Source organism: Granulosicoccus antarcticus IMCC3135, from assembly GCF_002215215.1.
Taxonomy (GTDB): domain Bacteria; phylum Pseudomonadota; class Gammaproteobacteria; order Granulosicoccales; family Granulosicoccaceae; genus Granulosicoccus; species Granulosicoccus antarcticus.
The window spans coordinates 5,942,332-5,960,703 of record NZ_CP018632.1 but is presented as its reverse complement, the minus strand read 5'-3'; the positions used below and the strand labels follow the sequence as shown (position 1 = coordinate 5,960,703).

3 protein-coding genes are annotated in these 18,372 nt (G+C 51.4%); all 3 read left to right on the top strand.

Features of this window, described 5'->3' with window-relative positions; translation table 11 throughout:
- Positions 1-63 precede the first annotated feature (63 nt).
- Genes IMCC3135_RS25870 through IMCC3135_RS25860 form a run of 3 tightly spaced genes read left to right on the top strand, consistent with a single transcriptional unit; the run spans position 64 to position 18,359 of the window.
- Positions 64-909, top strand: coding sequence for an efflux RND transporter periplasmic adaptor subunit (locus IMCC3135_RS25870; RefSeq protein WP_088920219.1), 846 nt, complete (start codon positions 64-66; stop codon positions 907-909).
- Positions 910-921: 12 nt separating this feature from the next.
- The gene (locus IMCC3135_RS25865) at positions 922-15,402 is read left to right on the top strand and encodes a DUF4347 domain-containing protein (protein WP_088920218.1); all 14,481 of its coding nucleotides are present in this window, start codon (positions 922-924) and stop codon (positions 15,400-15,402) included.
- Complete coding sequence (locus IMCC3135_RS25860; protein ID WP_088920217.1) at positions 15,399-18,359, top strand: hybrid sensor histidine kinase/response regulator; 2,961 nt, start codon at positions 15,399-15,401, stop codon at positions 18,357-18,359. The genes IMCC3135_RS25865 and IMCC3135_RS25860 overlap by 4 nt, the downstream gene beginning before the upstream one ends.
- The last annotated feature ends 13 nt before the right edge of the window (positions 18,360-18,372 follow it).

Sequence of the window (18,372 nt, the reverse complement as noted above, 5' to 3'; positions counted from 1 at the left end):
TCTGTAGAAAGTGATTGTCTCGCCGTTAGATTAGGTGAAGTTCCAACTAGCACTGTGAGCACTATGAGCAAAGTACGCAGGGGAGGGCAGTGTGGTCTGACGGCTGCCCTACTGGTCATCTATACAACGGCATGGACAGTTGAAGAGACAACTGCCAGTTTCGACTGCGTTATGACGCCTTCACAGATCGTTGATCTGGGTAGCCCTGAGTCCGGTCAGTTGCGCGAGGTGTTGGTAGATCGGGGCGACAGAGTGAGTGCCGGGCAAATCGTGGCATCGCTGGATTCACGACTCGAAGAATCCAATCTGTCGATTGCCAACTTGCGTGCTGAAACCTACACCGAAGTCGGTCTGCGCAAGGCCGCTTTTGAGAATGATAAGCGAACTGAGGAAAGGCTTTCCTCACTGGTCGCTGTAAAGGCTGCTTCGGTTCATGATCGAGACAGCGCTACCGCAGATGCGGATCTGGCGGCATGGCGCGTTTTGCAGGCCAGGGATGACATGGAGCTGTATGAACTCGAACTGTCTCGGGCCAAAACGGCACTTGATCGTCGCCGTATCCGTAGCTCGATAGACGGCCTGGTTGCGGCGCGTCTGAGTGATCCGGGGGAATACGTCGATGATCAACCACTGCTACGTATCGTAAAGCTGGATCCGCTGCATGTTGAGGCGATTCTGCCCATGCGTCTTTTTGGCAAGATCAAGGCGGGTATGTCAGGCAGCATTATCCCCGAACTGTCTCAGGCGAACGCGCTGAAGGCAACCGTCATTCTTGTTGACCCGATGGGTGATGCGGGCAGTGGCACTTTTGGTGCCCGTCTTGAATTGTCCAACCCTGATGAAGCTATCCCTGCTGGGGTCAAGTGCCGTGTGCATTTGGAGTTCGAGAATCTGGAGCTAGTCAAATAACATGGATAGTTAATGTTTTCGTGGCGCAAGTGCATAAAAATCACTGCTGATAACGATATTTTCGTGGAGGTGATGGAGCCACGCGTATTGCTGTCGGCTGATGCACTGGGTGTTGATTTCAGCGTACTTGACCGCGATGGGCAACATCAGGCCGATTGGGATCAGACGGTTGCGGCTGATTGGTGGGGGCCGCAACCTATTGACCCTGTCGATACTGACTCGGGAAGTGGAGATGCGTACACCACCCCTGGTGATCTTGTGGCACCGGCTCTTCAGGCACTGAGTGAGAACGGGGCTGGTCCAGAGAGTGAAAGTCTGGATGCAACAGACCTGCTTTCGTCTCTTGATAATAGTCAGGCCCTGTATCGCGAAATCATTTTTCTCGACACAGGTGTAGCCAACGGAGAGCAGTTGCTGTCTGATTTGTTACGCGACGCTGACCCTGCTACTACCCAGGTTTATCTGATCGATTCAGCCACAGATGGAGTAGGGCAGATTACGACTGCCTTGAATGCTCATCGTGATCTGGATGCGGTGCACATCATTTCACATGGAGCCGCTGGGCAGGTTCAGCTTGGAAGCAGCACGCTTTCGTCCAGCAACGTGGACAGCTATGACGATCAGTTGAATGATTGGGGGGCAGCGCTGGCTGAATCTGGAGACATTCTGATCTACGGTTGCGATCTGGCCAATGATGCTGAAGGCCAGGCTCTGGTCGATGTCATCAGTACCTTGACCGGTGCTGATGTTGCAGCCTCAGTTGATCAGACCGGTAATGCCGAACAGGGTGGTAACTGGGAGCTGGAGTATCAGATGGGGGCTGTCGAGACGGCGGCATTTGCATCGTCTGGACCGCAAGCCTGGTCCGGTGTACTGGCAACCATTATCGTCGACACAGTTGACGATGACCTTAGTGATGGTGGGGATACCTCTAGTGTCGCCAATTTGATAAACACTCCAGGTAGCAACGGAATTTCGCTACGTGAAGCCATTATTGCGGCCAATCAGGACGTGGATATCGATACGATAGATCTGAAGTCGATGGGCGCTGAAACGTTCTACATCCAGATCGGTGGATCCGGCGAGGATTTTTCAGCATCTGGCGACTTCGATATTCTCCATGACTTGATAATCACGGGCGCTGGCCAAGGAGATACGATCATCAATGGTGGAGGATTAGATCGGATCTTTGATATACAAAGCGGCGATGTGACCATCCAGGATCTCACCATCAGGGATGGAAACTCCGGGGGCGGCTCCGGCGGTGGCGTGGTGCTCAACGCCGGAGCGACGGCGAATTTGTCGAATCTAGACGTGCAAGGTAACACCACGACTGCTGGAGGCGGTGGCATCTTCAGTGTTGGCACGCTGACGATTGACAATGTTTCCGTTGATGGCAACACAGCCAAATGGGGCGCTGGAATCAATCTTGATGGTGGGTCGGCGACGATTGAACAAAGCACGATCAGCAATAATACGTCGTCGAATAACGGTGGCGGCATTTACAACTTCGGCGCGGCAGGCGCATCGCTGACGAATGTGACGATCAGTGGCAACGATAGTTCGACGAACAGTGGTGACGGGTTGTGGACGAGAACAGCCATGACTGCCACCAATGTGACCATTGCTCACAACTCTGGCGTGAGTGGCGGTGAAGGAATTCATGTCTTGGGGGGGAGCACTATTGTAACCCTTTCGAACTCGATTCTTCATAATCCGGATGGCGTCAACGCGAGCGGTTCATTGACATCCGGTGGGTTTAATATCGACAGTGATGGTACTGCAGGGTTAAGCGGGAGTGGTGATCAGATAGTCGATCCATTGCTTGATTCTAATTTGAATGACAATGGTGGACCTACAAGAACTCATGCTTTGTTGACAGGAAGTGCGGCAATTGATTCGGCTAATTTGTCCGGCACCCCCTCAATCGACCAACGAGGAATGTTGCGTGATGGTCTGGCAGATATAGGCGCCTTTGAGTTCGGGGCCACAGCAAACGCTGCGCCTGCTGCGATGGGCGACAACTACAGGGCTCCAGCGAACACGACACTGAGCATTATCGCAGCTTCCGGACTGCTTGCCAACGATACGGATTCGGACACCGATCCGCTCTCTGCTTATGTTGTCACCGGTCCAGGCAGTGGTGTTCTGGGCATCGCACCGATTGGAACAATCAACGAGTCGAACCTGACGAATGACGTCGGCAGTGATCAGCAGGCAATGTTCTCGCCGGATGGCAGCAAGATCGCTTTTAAATCAGATCGAAATGGTGGAACAGAGATATTCACGATGAACGCGGATGGTTCCGGTGTTTTTCAGGTAACTTTTGATGGCGCAGTTGCAGGATCGCCATCCTGGTCACCGGATGGCAGCAAGCTTACGTTCTTTTCCAATCAGGACGGTGACTACGAAATTTATTCGATCAACGCCGACGGAACCGGCTTGGCTCAATTGACGACAAACGGTGTCGCCGACGATCGCGAGCCCAACTGGTCACCTGATGGAACAAAAATCGTGTTTCGCTCTGACCAGGACGGTGACAACGAAATCTATGTGATGGACGCCGACGGAACGAATCAGGTTCGTCTGACTACTGATGCTGGAATCGACAATAACCCCAACTGGTCACCCGACGGTTCACAGATTGTTTTTACAACGAATCGTGACGGTAATTTTAATATCTACACCATGGCTGCCGATGGCTCGAATCTGAACCGAGTGACCAGCGATACTGGCAATGATCGTGCACCACGATTTTCCCCTGATGGTTCCCGAATTGCCTTCAACTCTGACCGCGACGGTGACAACGAAATTATTGTGATCGATACGGATGGTAGCAATGTAATTCAGCTCACTGACAGTATATTCAATGATGCGGGACCCAGCTGGTCAGCCGATGGCACACAATTAGTTTTCGAGACAACGCGCGATGGCGACAGTGAAATATATGTTGCGGATCTGCTGTTTGATGGGTCTTTTACCTATACCCCTGATAACGGCTTTTCCGGTATCGACACGTTTACGTATCTTGCTAATGACGGCAGTCTTGATTCAAATCTGGCAACGGCAACAATCGAGCTAAATACCCCTCCCACCGCGACGAATCTGTCTTCAACCACCTCCTATACTGAAGGTGCTGCCAGTGTAGCGATCATCGACATTGTTGTGACCGATGTCGATTCAGCCGAGATGCTAACCGCAACGCTTACGCTTGCCAATATCGCAGCCGGTAGTCTGAGTGCGACTGATGGCGCGAGTTATACCGCGGGCACCGGCATCTGGACGATGACCGGTACGGTTGCTGACGTGAATACTGCCCTCACTAATCTGGTGTTCAATCCGGCGACGAATAATGATCTTGATACGAGCATTGCGGTCAGCGTCGACGATGGCGATGAAGATGCAAGTGGCGCATTGACCGGTACGATTACGCTCGATGTGATCCCAGCAAGTTATGCTGATCTATTGCTGAGCAGCAATGGTTTAGCGGAAGATAATAATACGACGACCTTCGGCGCAAACGATATCGCCTTGTTTGATAATCCGGATTTTGAATTAGGGGATGGTACTACCGGAATAACTGATGGTACCTTCAGTATTGCCGATTCGTTTCCGGAAAATGTTCGTGCCGTTCACTACGTAGGTACTGAAGTCACCGTTGATACTCGCGTAGGCGGTGTGTCTGGATCCTACAATTTGCAGGTAGGACAGATTGTGCTGTCGATGCGTGCTGATGACAGCTCCATTATTACTCTCCCTACAATCGGTGCTGGAACGATTGCGGTCAACAATACCGACTTGCTGGTTTACTCTCCGGATACCGGAGAGTATGAGATCCTGCTACAGGATGCGATATTCAAGTCTAATGGCAGCACGCCAGCAAATATTCATGCGATAACGATAGTCGAGCAAAATACCTCGATAGGTTCAGGTACAACACTCTCAGCCGGTACCTATATTTTGGCCGCCTCCGATCCTGATATTCACTCCAACATTCAGACATATAACGACACTGATCGTCAGCTCGATCTATTGCTCGGTGTAGATTTTCTGGGCGATGGAAGTGAACAGATTCAGGGTATCGAACTAGTAGAGAATACCGTTTCGTTAAATGGAACTGTATTAAATGCGGGGGCTTTATTGGTATCGTTCACGACGAATAACAATGACCCGATTATTGTGGGTACAGTGGGTGGTACCACCGTATCCGCCAATCAAACTGACATAGTCGCACTGACGGTGAATTCAACGCAGCAGGATACGGGGGCCGTTACTGATGTCAATGCACAAATTCTGTTCGATGGTTCCGATATCGGTCTGACGATTGATGATTCAGGTTTGCCGGGGGAAATTAATGGATTGGCACTGGTCGGGGATGCTAGTGCATCCAATACAGCCCCGACGGCCAACAATCTGAACAGTGCCAACGCCTATGCTGAAGGTGCTACGAGTGTTGAGATTGCTGACATTGTCGTACTTGATGACGATATAGGCGAGTTCATTGCCGCGACGTTGACGCTGGCCAATATTGAAACCGGCTATCTGAGTGCGACTGATGGGGCGAGTTATAACTCGGCCACCGGTGTATGGGCGGTGTCTGGCTCTGTTGCTGAGGTGAATACGGCGTTGGCTAATCTGGTGTTTATTCCCACCAGCAATAACGATGTCGACACCACGATCAGCGTCAGCATTGATGATGGTGATGAAGATACCAGCGGTGCTCTTACTGGAACGATTACTTTGGAGGTGACGCCGGTTAATGATGCGCCTGCAGCGACAAATCTGAACAGCACCAGCGCCTACACAGAAGGCGATGCTAGCGTCTTGATTATCGATATTGTGGTGAGTGACGTTGATACGGGCGAGGAGATCACAGCGACGTTGACGCTGGCCAATACCGCAGCGGGTTCTTTGAGTGAGACTGACGGGGCGATTTATACCGTGGGTACTGGCATCTGGACGAAGACTGGTACGGTTGCTGAGGTGAATGCGGCGCTGGCTAATCTGGTGTTCAATCCGGCTGCCAATAATGATGTCGATACGACGATCAGCGTCAGTATTGATGACGGTAATGAAGATGCCAGCGCTGCACTGAACGGTACGATTACTCTGGAGGTGACGCCGGTTAATGATGCGCCTGCAGCGACGAACCTGACCAGCACCAGCCTTTACACAGAAGGCGATTCCAGCGTCTTGATTACCGATATTGTGGTGAGTGACGTTGATACGGGCGAGGAGATCACAGCGACGTTGACGCTGGCCAATATCGCGGCGGGTTCTTTGAGTGCGACTGATGGGGCGAGTTATACCGTGGGTACTGGCATCTGGACGAAGACTGGTACGGTTGCTGAGGTGAATACGGCGCTGGCTAATCTGGAGTTCAATCCGGCTGCCAATAATGATGTCGATACGACGATCAACGTCAGTATTGATGACGGTAATGAAGATGCCAGCGCTGCACTGAACGGTACGATTACGTTGGACGTGACGCCGGTTAATGATGCGCCTGCAGCGACAAATCTGACCAGTACCAGCGCCTACACAGAAGGCAATGCCAGCGTCTTGATTACCGATATTGTGGTGAGTGACGTTGATACGGGCGAGGAGATTACGGCGACGTTGACGGTGGCCAATACCGCAGCGGGTTCTTTGAGTGAGACTGACGGGGCGAGTTATACCGTGGGTACTGGCATCTGGACGAAGACTGGTACGGTTGCTGATGTGAATGCGGCGCTGGCTAATCTGGAGTTCAATCCGGCTGCCAATAATGATGTCGATACGACGATCAGCGTCAGTATTGATGACGGTAATGAAGATGCCAGCGCTGCACTGAACGGTACGATTACGTTGGACGTGACGCCGGTTAATGATGCGCCTGCAGCGACAAATCTGACCAGCACCAGCGCCTACACAGAAGGCGATGCTAGCGTCTTGATTACTACCGATATTGTGGTCAGCGATGTAGACACAGCAGAACAGATCACAGCGACGTTGACGCTGGCCAATACCGCAGCGGGTTCTTTGAGTGAGACTGACGGGGCGAGTTATACCGTGGGTACTGGCATCTGGACGAGGACTGGTACGGTTGCTGAGGTGAATACGGCGCTGGCTAATCTGGAGTTCAATCCGGCTGCCAATAATGATGTCGATACGACGATCAGCGTCAGTATTGATGACGGTAATGAAGATGCCAGCGCTGCACTGAACGGTACGATTACGTTGGACGTGACGCCGGTTAATGATGCACCTGCAGCGACGAATCTGACCAGCACCAGCCTTTACACAGAAGGCGATGCTAGCGTCTTGATTACCGATATTGTGGTGAGTGACGTTGATACGGGCGAGGAGATCACAGCGACGTTGACGCTGGCCGATACCGCAGCGGGTTCTTTGAGTGAGACTGACGGGGCGAGTTATACCGTGGGTACTGGCATCTGGACGAAGACTGGTACGGTTGCTGAGGTGAATGCGGCGTTGGCTAATCTGGAGTTCAATCCGGCTGCCAATAATGATGTCGATACGACGATCAGCGTCAGTATTGATGACGGTAATGAAGATGCCAGCGGTGCACTGAACGGTACGATTACGTTGGACGTGACGCCGGTTAATGATGCGCCTGCAGCGACAAATCTGACCAGCACCAGCGCCTACACAGAAGGCGATGCCAGCGTCTTGATTACCGATATTGTGGTGAGTGACGTTGATACGGGCGAGGAGATTACGGCGACGTTGACGTTGGCCAATACCGCAGCGGGCTCTTTGAGTGAGACCGATGGGGCGAGTTATGCGGTGGGTACTGGCATCTGGACGAAGACTGGTACGGTTGCTGATGTGAATGCGGCGCTGGCTAATCTGGTGTTTATTCCCACCAGCAATAACGATGTCGACACCACGATCAGCGTCAGCATTGATGATGGTGATGAAGATACCAGCGGTGCTCTTACTGGAACGATTACTCTGGAGGTGACGCCGGTTAATGATGCGCCTGCAGCGACAAATCTGAACAGCACCAGCGCCTACACAGAAGGCGATGCTAGCGTCTTGATTATCGATATTGTGGTGAGTGACGTTGATACGGGCGAGGAGATTACGGCGACGTTGACGCTGGCCAATACCGCAGCGGGTTCTTTGAGTGAGACTGACGGGGCGAGTTATGCGGTGGGTACTGGCATCTGGACGAAGACTGGTACGGTTGCTGAGGTGAATACGGCGCTGGCCGGCCTGGTGTTTTCTCCGATGACGGATAATGATGTAGACACGACCATTAGTGTCAGCATTGATGATGGTGATGAAGATACCAGCGGTGCTCTCACTGGAACGATTACGCTGGAGGTAACGCCGGTCAATGATGCACCTGCAGCGACGAATCTGAGCAGCACCAGCGCCTACACAGAAGGCGATGCCAGCGTCTTGATTACCGATATTGTGGTGAGTGACGTTGATACGGGCGAGGTGATTACGGCGACGTTGACGCTGGCCGATACCGCGGCGGGCTCTTTGAGTGAGACCGATGGGGCGAGTTATGCGGTGGGTACTGGCATCTGGACGAAGACTGGTACGGTTGCTGAGGTGAATGCGGCGCTGGCTAATCTGGAGTTCAATCCGGTTGCCAATAATGATGTCGATACGACGATCAGCGTCAGTATTGATGACGGTAATGAAGATGCCAGCGGTGCTCTCACTGGAACGATTACGCTGGAGGTGACGCCGGTCAATGATGCACCTGCAGCGACGAATCTGAGCAGCACCAGCGCCTACACAGAAGGCGATGCCAGCGTCTTGATTACCGATATTGTGGTGAGTGACGTTGATACGGGCGAGGAGATTACGGCGACGTTGACGCTGGCCAATATCGCCGCCGGCTCTTTGAGTGAGACTGACGGGGCGAGTTATACCGTGGGTACTGGCATCTGGACGAAGACTGGTACGGTTGCTGATGTGAATGCGGCGCTGGCTAATCTGGTGTTTATTCCCACCAGCAATAACGATATTGACACGACCATCAGTGTCAGCATTGATGATGGTGATGAAGATGCCAGCGCTGCACTGAACGGTACGATTACGTTGGAGGTGACGCCGGTTAATGATGCACCTGCAGCGACGAATCTGACCAGCACCAGCCTTTACACAGAAGGCGATGCTAGCGTCTTGATTACCGATATTGTGGTGAGTGACGTTGATACGGGCGAGGAGATCACAGCGACGTTGACGCTGGCCGATACCGCAGCGGGTTCTTTGAGTGAGACTGACGGGGCGAGTTATACCGTGGGTACTGGCATCTGGACGAAGACTGGTACGGTTGCTGAGGTGAATGCGGCGTTGGCTAATCTGGAGTTCAATCCGGCTGCCAATAATGATGTCGATACGACGATCAGCGTCAGTATTGATGACGGTAATGAAGATGCCAGCGGTGCACTGAACGGTACGATTACGTTGGACGTGACGCCGGTTAATGATGCGCCTGCAGCGACAAATCTGACCAGCACCAGCGCCTACACAGAAGGCGATGCCAGCGTCTTGATTACCGATATTGTGGTGAGTGACGTTGATACGGGCGAGGAGATTACGGCGACGTTGACGTTGGCCAATACCGCAGCGGGCTCTTTGAGTGAGACCGATGGGGCGAGTTATGCGGTGGGTACTGGCATCTGGACGAAGACTGGTACGGTTGCTGATGTGAATGCGGCGCTGGCTAATCTGGTGTTTATTCCCACCAGCAATAACGATGTCGACACCACGATCAGCGTCAGCATTGATGATGGTGATGAAGATACCAGCGGTGCTCTTACTGGAACGATTACTCTGGAGGTGACGCCGGTTAATGATGCGCCTGCAGCGACAAATCTGAACAGCACCAGCGCCTACACAGAAGGCGATGCTAGCGTCTTGATTATCGATATTGTGGTGAGTGACGTTGATACGGGCGAGGAGATTACGGCGACGTTGACGCTGGCCAATACCGCAGCGGGTTCTTTGAGTGAGACTGACGGGGCGAGTTATGCGGTGGGTACTGGCATCTGGACGAAGACTGGTGCGGTTGCTGAGGTGAATACGGCGCTGGCTAATCTGGAGTTCAATCCGGTTGCCAATAATGATGTCGATACGACGATCAGCGTCAGTATTGATGACGGTAATGAAGATGCCAGCGGTGCACTGAACGGTACGATTACGTTGGACGTAACGCCGGTTAATGATGCACCTGCAGCGACAAATCTGACCAGTACCAGCGCCTACACAGAAGGCGATGCCAGCGTCTTGATTACCGACATCGTGGTGAGTGACGTTGATACGGGCGAGGAGATTACGGCAACGTTGACGCTGGCCAATACCGCCGCGGGTTCCTTGAGTGCGACTGGCGGGGCGAGCTATACCGTGGGCACCGGTGTGTGGTCGATGTCCGGCACGGTTGCTGATGTGAATGCGGCGCTGGCTAATCTGGAGTTCAATCCGGCTGCCAATAATGATGTCGATACGACCATTAGTGTCAGCATTGATGATGGTGATGAAGATACCAGCGGTGCTCTCACTGGAACGATTACGCTGGAGGTGACGCCAGTTAATGATGCGCCTGCAGCGACGAATCTGACCAGCACCAGCCTTTACACAGAAGGCGATTCCAGCGTCTTGATTACCGATATTGTGGTGAGTGACGTTGATAAGGGCGAGGTGATTACGGCGACGATGACGCTGGCCGATACCGCGGCGGGTTCTTTGAGTGCGACTGACGGGGCGAGTTATACCGTGGGTACTGGCATCTGGACGAAGACTGGTACGGTTGCTGAGGTGAATGCGGCGCTGGCCGGCCTGGTGTTTTCTCCGATGACGGATAATGATGTAGACACGACCATTAGTGTCAGCATTGAAGATGGTGATGAAGATACCAGCGCTGCACTGAACGGTACGATTACGTTGGACGTGACGCCGGTTAATGATGCGCCTGCAGCGACGAATCTGACCAGTACCAGCGCCTACACAGAAGGCGATGCTAGCGTCTTGATTACCGATATTGTGGTCAGCGATGTAGACACAGCAGAACAGATCACAGCGACGTTGACGCTGGCCAATACCGCGGCGGGTTCTTTGAGTGCGACTGACGGGGCGAGTTATACCGTGGGTACTGGCATCTGGACGAAGACTGGTACGGTTGCTGAGGTGAATACGGCGCTGGCTAATCTGGAGTTCAATCCGGCTGCCAATAATGATGTCGATACGACGATCAGCGTCAGTATTGATGACGGTAATGAAGATGCCAGCGGTGCTCTCACTGGAACGATTACGCTGGAGGTGACGCCGGTCAATGATGCACCTGCAGCGACGAATCTGAGCAGCACCAGCGCCTACACAGAAGGCGAGGCCAGCGTTTTGATCACCGACATTGTTGTCAGCGATGTTGATACAGCAGAACAGATCACAGCGACGTTGACGGTGGCCAATACCGCAGCGGGTTCTTTGAGTGCGACTGACGGGGCGAGTTATATCGTGGGTACTGGCATCTGGACGAAGACTGGTACGGTTGCTGAGGTGAATGCGGCGTTGGCTAATCTGGAGTTCAATCCGGTTGCCAACAATGATATCGATACGATGATCAGTGTCAGTATTGATGATGGTAATGAAGATGCCAGCGCTGCACTGAACGGTACGATTACTCTGGAGGTAACGCCGGTTAACGACGTGCCACACTCCAGTGCTGGTGGGTCCTACACGATCAGTGAAGGCGATGATCTGACTTTAGACGCAAGTTCGTCGAACGATTCTGATGGTTCAATTATTCAGTACAAGTGGGACTTGAACAACGATCTGAATTATGACGATTTCATCTCTGTCACAGATTCCCCCACGATCACCTGGAATACGCTTGTCAGTATGGGGCTGGACGACGGAGATGTTGGTGGTAGAAACCATACCATCGGCTTGCAAGTTATCGATGATCTAGGCGCCACTCACGAATCAACGACAACGCTTATCATCGAAAACGTAGCTCCGACCCTGACGACAACGGGCACAGGCTCTGTCATCGTAGGAAACAGCTATACCCTGAGTCTTTCCGCAGTTGATCCTGGGAACGACGTCATCACGAGTTGGACGATCAACTGGGGCGATGGCGAGATTCAAGCATTCGCAGGAAATCCGTCGTCAGTCAGTCACACATACACCGAAGTCGGATTCACATATAACATCCTGGCATCGGCAATCGACAAAGATGGAACTCATCTGCAAAACGAAATTCCAGCGCATCAAGTGACAGTTGTCGGTTTGAGTATTTCGGGCACAGTATACGAAGACATCGATGGTGATGGTGACGTTCTTGATGATGGTACGGGGTCGGATGGGGTTGACGTCGGCCTGTATCTTGATGATGGAACCGTGGCTGGCCAGATTGATGCTGCCGATTCTTTTGTTACCTCCGGCGTCACCGACGGTAGTGGCAATTATGTTTTTACCGGACTGAGTAATGCAACCTATTGGGTTGTGGTTGATTCAGCTACGATTGATCCGAATGCTGGTTTCAACGCTGGGTATTTATCGGGTGAGGCTTGGGCCGAACAGACCTTTGGCGGAGCCGGCAGCGTTTCTTATACCGGAAATTATTCATATAGCGCGTCGGCAGGTGCGTTCTACGGAGGGATGCAGAGCGAAAATTCGGACAATGCAACTGCTTTGACAAGCGCCCAACATGTCACCCGTGTGATCGTTTCGGGTAGCAACGTATCGAGCGTCGATGCCGGGTTCAGCTTCAATGTGATTAGCAACACCGGTGACGATGGAGTCGCATCCGGATCTTCGATTCAGGGCTCGCTGCGACAGTTCTTGTTCAACAGCAACTCAATTGACAATACGTTGCATGGCATGAATAGCAGTCAATTTACCATTCCAACCAGCGACAGTAACTACAATCTCAGCGGTAATGGCGAATTCAGGATTATGTCAATTGCCGCATTGCCGACAATTACGGACTCCGTTTTGCTTGATGCGACGACCCAGACGGGTTTTGTGGCCACGCCTGTCGTTCAGCTTGATGGGAGTGTAGCCATTGGCGTTGTTGACGGGTTAGTGCTAAACGAGGGAAGTGACGGTAGTACGATCATGGGCCTGTCAATCACAGGCTTCAATGATGTGGGCTCGCTGGGTGCAATAGTCGTGTATTCCGACAACAGCCTGATCACTGGCAACTATCTGGGTCTGCATACAGATGGAACGACTCCTGATGGCAATCACGGGGGAATCAATATCATCGGTGGGGCGAGCAATACTATTGGCGGCACGCTCACTGGTGCAGGTAATTTGATCGCTCATAACACCGGACCAGGAGTTCAGGTTGTCGGAGTCGTATCGACAGGCAACGCGATACTGGGAAATTCGATTCATTCAAACAGCGGTATTGGAATCGATCTGCTTAGCGGCAACTCAAGCCGTCAGAGCGTCAATATGGATTCTGTTGTAACCAATAGCGGCTCATCCGTCACGATCGCAGGCTCCTATGGTGACGCAACATTGAGCCTTGAGCCACTGAGAGTCGAGTACTTTAAAAACTCAGGGAGCGCTCAGGAAGAAAGTACGTTTCTCGGTTTTGTAGACTTTGTTACTGATAGATCGGGAAACGCCTCGATCAATCATATTCTGTCTGCAAATGTGGACATTGGTGACTACATAACTGCAACGATTACTGACTCCAATGGTAATACATCGGAATTCAGTTTCAGTCTACAAGTAGATGCTCCTGTCTCCAATATGGAACAGGAGGTGGCAATCAATGCTGGCGCGACAGTCGCTGAGGGCAGTATGGGCAACACCGTGACGGCTGCGATGCTCAATACAACCGATGTGGACAATACCGCTGTGGAGACTGTCTATACCGTGACAGCGGTACCGCAGAGTGGGTTTATCAATCTCAATGGTATTGCACTGGTAGAAAACGACACTTTTACGCAGGATGACATCGATAATAGTCGCATCACCTACGATCACGATGGTTCTGAGACCACCAGTGATAATATCGATTTCAGTGTCGATGATTCTGTCGGAGCCGTATCTACCGATACGTTCGCTTGGACGGTTACACCTGAAAATGATGTTCCCCGACTGCTCAATCCTATTGCTGATCAGATCGCAACTGAAGGCATCGCATTCAATTTTCAGCTTCCAGAGGCAACGTTTCACGATATTGACAATGATGACAGATTGACATACTCGGTATCCCAAGTTGGTACCAGCCAATTACCACTTTGGTTGAGGTTCGATCCAGTCTCGCAAACGTTCTCAGGTACGCCGCTGAATTCGGATAGCGGTACACTCAGTATTCGAGTAGTTGCCATAGACGACAGCATGGCCAGTGTTGCATATGACTTCAGGCTTTTTGTATCGGCAGTTAATGACAGTCCAGTTCTCACTGAAAACTGGATGGTTTTGAGTTCTGGCGACACCGTTATATTGACAGGCGATATGTTGTCATACAGTGATATCGATAATGATGACGAGGACTTGGTCTTTATGGTGTCGGCAGTCAGCGGCGGACAGTTCGAATTGAACACAGAGCCGGGCACCAGCATCAGTGACTTTACTCATACTCAGTTGATCGCTGGCAACGTTGTGTTTTTTGATGATGGTGATGAAGTTGCTCCTTCATACAACGTAACGGTGAGTGACGGAACATCGAATCAGGGTCCTGTTTTTGCCGATGTCTCATTCACCTATATACCGCCTCAACTTGCAGCAGGAGTCCCGCCACGAACGGATCTTTCTGAGTCCATCACCGATTTTCCGATTGATAGTTCTTCTGTTGTTGGTCTATCTCCTCAATCTATAGCTGCTTCGACTGATGACGAATTCTCTTCACTTTTCACTACCATACAAAGCGCCGGTATTCCCCCAGAAGAAGTAGTGGACGATTCAATGAGTGATATCGAAGCGTCGTCTGGTGACGAATTAACGGATGATTCTCTTACAGCTAGCGATGACATAGCCTACTTGCCTGTTTCGGAAAACTCCAAAGGTAGTAGTGAGGCGGTTAGTTCGGAACAGATTAATTTCATGATCAAGATGTTGCAAAGTGTGGCTGTACCTGGGTTGCTGACAGCGTCTTTCGAGCTTGATCAGTTGAGTCTGGAAATTGGAAATTTGCTGTCATCTTATGAATTCACCGAGAGCCTTGATGACATACGCAAAGATAGCGATAGTTCCAAGCTCTTCCGCCAGGTCACAGTTGCCTCAAGTGTTGCGGTAACGACGGGCCTCTCAGTTGGGTATGTTGCCTGGATGGTGAGAGGGGGAGTGCTTCTCAGCTCTGTATTGTCCTCGCTACCAGCCTGGCAGTTCATTGACCCATTGCCGGTATTGAATTATGCCGATGAGAGTGAAGAGGGTGGTGAACAGGATGATTCGCTCGAAGACATCATTACTGATCGTTCCGAGGCTGGTTCAGATGTCGAAAAAGATCTCGCTAATGACAGCGAAAATTCGCAAAGTACCTCGGGATCCAAGGAGTCCGACCAATGAAGCTCAACGCTCGTTCACGAATAGCTTTTGGTCAAATTGGACTGCTGATCAGTATACTTCTGGGTGCCAGTTTTTTTGGACTGGTGCCTGACCAGAATGCCAGTATCAGAGAGGGACGTACGGCAATCGCTGAGGCGCTTGCTGCAAATAGCTCCGCATTGATCACGCAATATGATCTTCGTCGCCTGGAAGCCGATTTGCAGCTGGTCGTGGATCGAAATGCCGATTTATTGTCTGCGGGATTACGCACCATTGAAGGTCGACTGATTGCTGATGTTGATTCGCATAGAGATAGCTGGCGTCTCGATGATAGTGATTATTCAACTGATAGTCAGATCAAGGTGCCGATTTGGGCGGGTTCTTCTCAATGGGGTCATGTCGAATTGAGATTCAAGCCACTGGGTCACGAGGGTTGGTTGGGTATATTGAACGATCCCCTGATCAAGCTGATCCTGTTCGTCTGTGTTTCCAGTTTCATAGGGTTCTATTTCTATTTGGGAAAAATGCTGAAACATCTGGACCCCTCACAGGCGATACCGGGGCGTGTGCGGTCGGCTCTCGATACCATGGCAGAAGGTCTGGTGGTACTGGATGGGAAAGAACAGATCGCATTGGCAAACAGCGCGTTTGAAAAACTGCTGGGTAAGACCCCGGATGAGCTGCTCGGCGTCGATATCGGCAGTCTTCCCTGGTGCGATGCACAGGGAGGCCTATTGGAGGCGCAGGAACGTCCCTGGCGGCGTGCGTTACAGTCAGGGTTGGCAGAAATCAATCAACGGATTCGTCTTACACTTGTCGATAGCACACACCTGACCTTCATGATCAATTGCTCTCCGGTGCTCGGCAGTGGTGGTGGTACTCATGTGGGCGTTCTGATCAGCTTCGACGATGTGACAAAACTGGAAGAGCAGGAGATCGAATTACTTAAATCGAAGCAACAGGCCGAAGAGGCGAATCAGGCAAAAAGCGTGTTCCTGGCAAACATGAGTCACGAGATACGGACACCGATGAATGCGATTCTTGGTTTTACAGAATTGCTGCGTCGTGGAATTTCCAAGGATGAGGCAGAAAGCAGGCGGCACCTGGAGACTGTCTATTCAAGCGGTAAGCATTTACTCAACCTGATCAATGACATCCTGGATTTGTCGAAAGTAGAGGCGGGAAAATATGAGCTGGAACAGATTGATTGCGACCCTTACAGTGTGATTCAGGAAGTCGTACGGGTGCTGCATGTAAAGGCGAACGAAAAAGGGGTGGCACTCCAACTACAGGTGCAGGGTAGTGTACCTGTGAGAATACTCAGCGATCCCGGGCGTATTCGTCAGATCGTAACCAATCTTGTTGGAAACGCTATCAAGTTTACAGACGAAGGAGTTGTCGAGGTGCTGGTCCGTGTCCGTGCAGAGAGCGCCGCTGACTGCATTCGGTTTGAGATAGATATTGTCGACACAGGGGTCGGTATGTCTGCTGATGCACTCGATATAATATTTGATGCTTTTGCACAAGCTGACAGCTCAATCACTCGCCAATTTGGCGGTACGGGTCTTGGTCTATCTATCAGTCGAAATTTTGCGCGTGCCATGGGTGGTGACATCTCGGTCAAAAGCGAGATTGGTCAAGGCAGTACCTTCCATGTGCATCTGAGTGCCGAGTCTGTTGCAGGAGCTGTTTGGGTTGAAGGTGATCAGGTTCTCGACGCTGCTGCAGTCCAGATTGTAGACAGTAGCAGTGGCTGGATGTTTCCAGATGCTCGTATTTTGGTCGTCGACGATAGTCCGGCGAACCGCCAACTAGTCAAACTGGTACTGCAAGACTATGGAATGATTGTCGATGAGGCTGAAAACGGGCAGGTTGCTCTCGATCTGGCTGCTGAATCCGAATACGATCTGATTCTGATGGATGTACAGATGCCGGTACTGGATGGTTTTGCAGCCACCACGGCACTGCGCTCCAGAGGGTTTCAAAAACCTGTTATTGCGCTTACAGCAAACGCCATGAAAGGCTTCGAAAAAGAATGTAAGGATGCTGGTTTTTCAGACTATTTCACCAAGCCAATCGATATTGATATTTTCACGGCCAAGCTGGCAGCGATTCTCAAGGCGGAGCCTGTTGCAGAAAAAGAGAAAAAGAGTAGATCCAGCTATATCGCACGGTCCGACAGATCGACCGAGATGTCGGAAGAAAACTCACCAATCGTATCTACTTTGAGCGGAGTAAGTGCTGAGTTTGCTGAGCTGGTAACTAGTTTTACGAATATGTTGGGCGATAAGTTGCAAGAGATGAGTGATGCGTTTGATAGGCAGAACTATCGCGATTTAGCCAATCTTGCACATTGGCTCAAGGGCACTGGTGGCACAGTAGGATTCGATTGCTTCACTCACTCAGCAGGGCAGCTTGAAACAGCAGCTATTGATGGCGATACCACGCTGGTCATGGCTTCGATGCATGAATTGTGGAAAACTGCGGCGCGTGTTCAAGGCGTCGGCCAATTACCTGTTCTAATAGAGTCATCTGCTTCTAATCGGAGCATAAGATCTTTAGAAGCTGAACCTACTGCGGATTGCATGGTTAATACAGAGGCTGTTATCAGAGGCGTGGTTGAGCCGGCACCCATTGTGTCACGACTTGCAGGGGTCGCAAATATGCAAGCCTTGATTGATGATTTTCTGGACATGCTGAACACCAGAGAGCAGGCGATGCAACAGGCTTGGGTAGAACAGGATTACGACAAACTGGAAACTCTGTCTCGATGGTTGAAAGGTACTGGTGGGACCTTGGGGTTTGATGTGTTTACCGAGCCTGCAGATGAGCTCGAATCTGCGATAGCGGCCAGAAGAGTTGATGCAATTCCTGCGTTGCTGGAAAAAATCGGAGACATGAATGCACGTGCTCAGCTTTCAGCATCGAATGCCGATAACTATTCACAAATTGACATTGCTCGTGCAAGTGAAAGCTGATTCAGGAAGTGGC

Excerpts from the sequence above, each read along its gene's own strand:
- IMCC3135_RS25870 (WP_088920219.1), top strand. The coding sequence starts at position 64 with ATGAGCAAAGTACGCAGGGGAGGGCAGTGTGGTCTGACGGCTGCCCTA.
- IMCC3135_RS25860 (WP_088920217.1), top strand. The coding sequence starts at position 15,399 with ATGAAGCTCAACGCTCGTTCACGAATAGCTTTTGGTCAAATTGGACTG.
- IMCC3135_RS25865 (WP_088920218.1), top strand. The coding sequence starts at position 922 with ATGTTTTCGTGGCGCAAGTGCATAAAAATCACTGCTGATAACGATATT.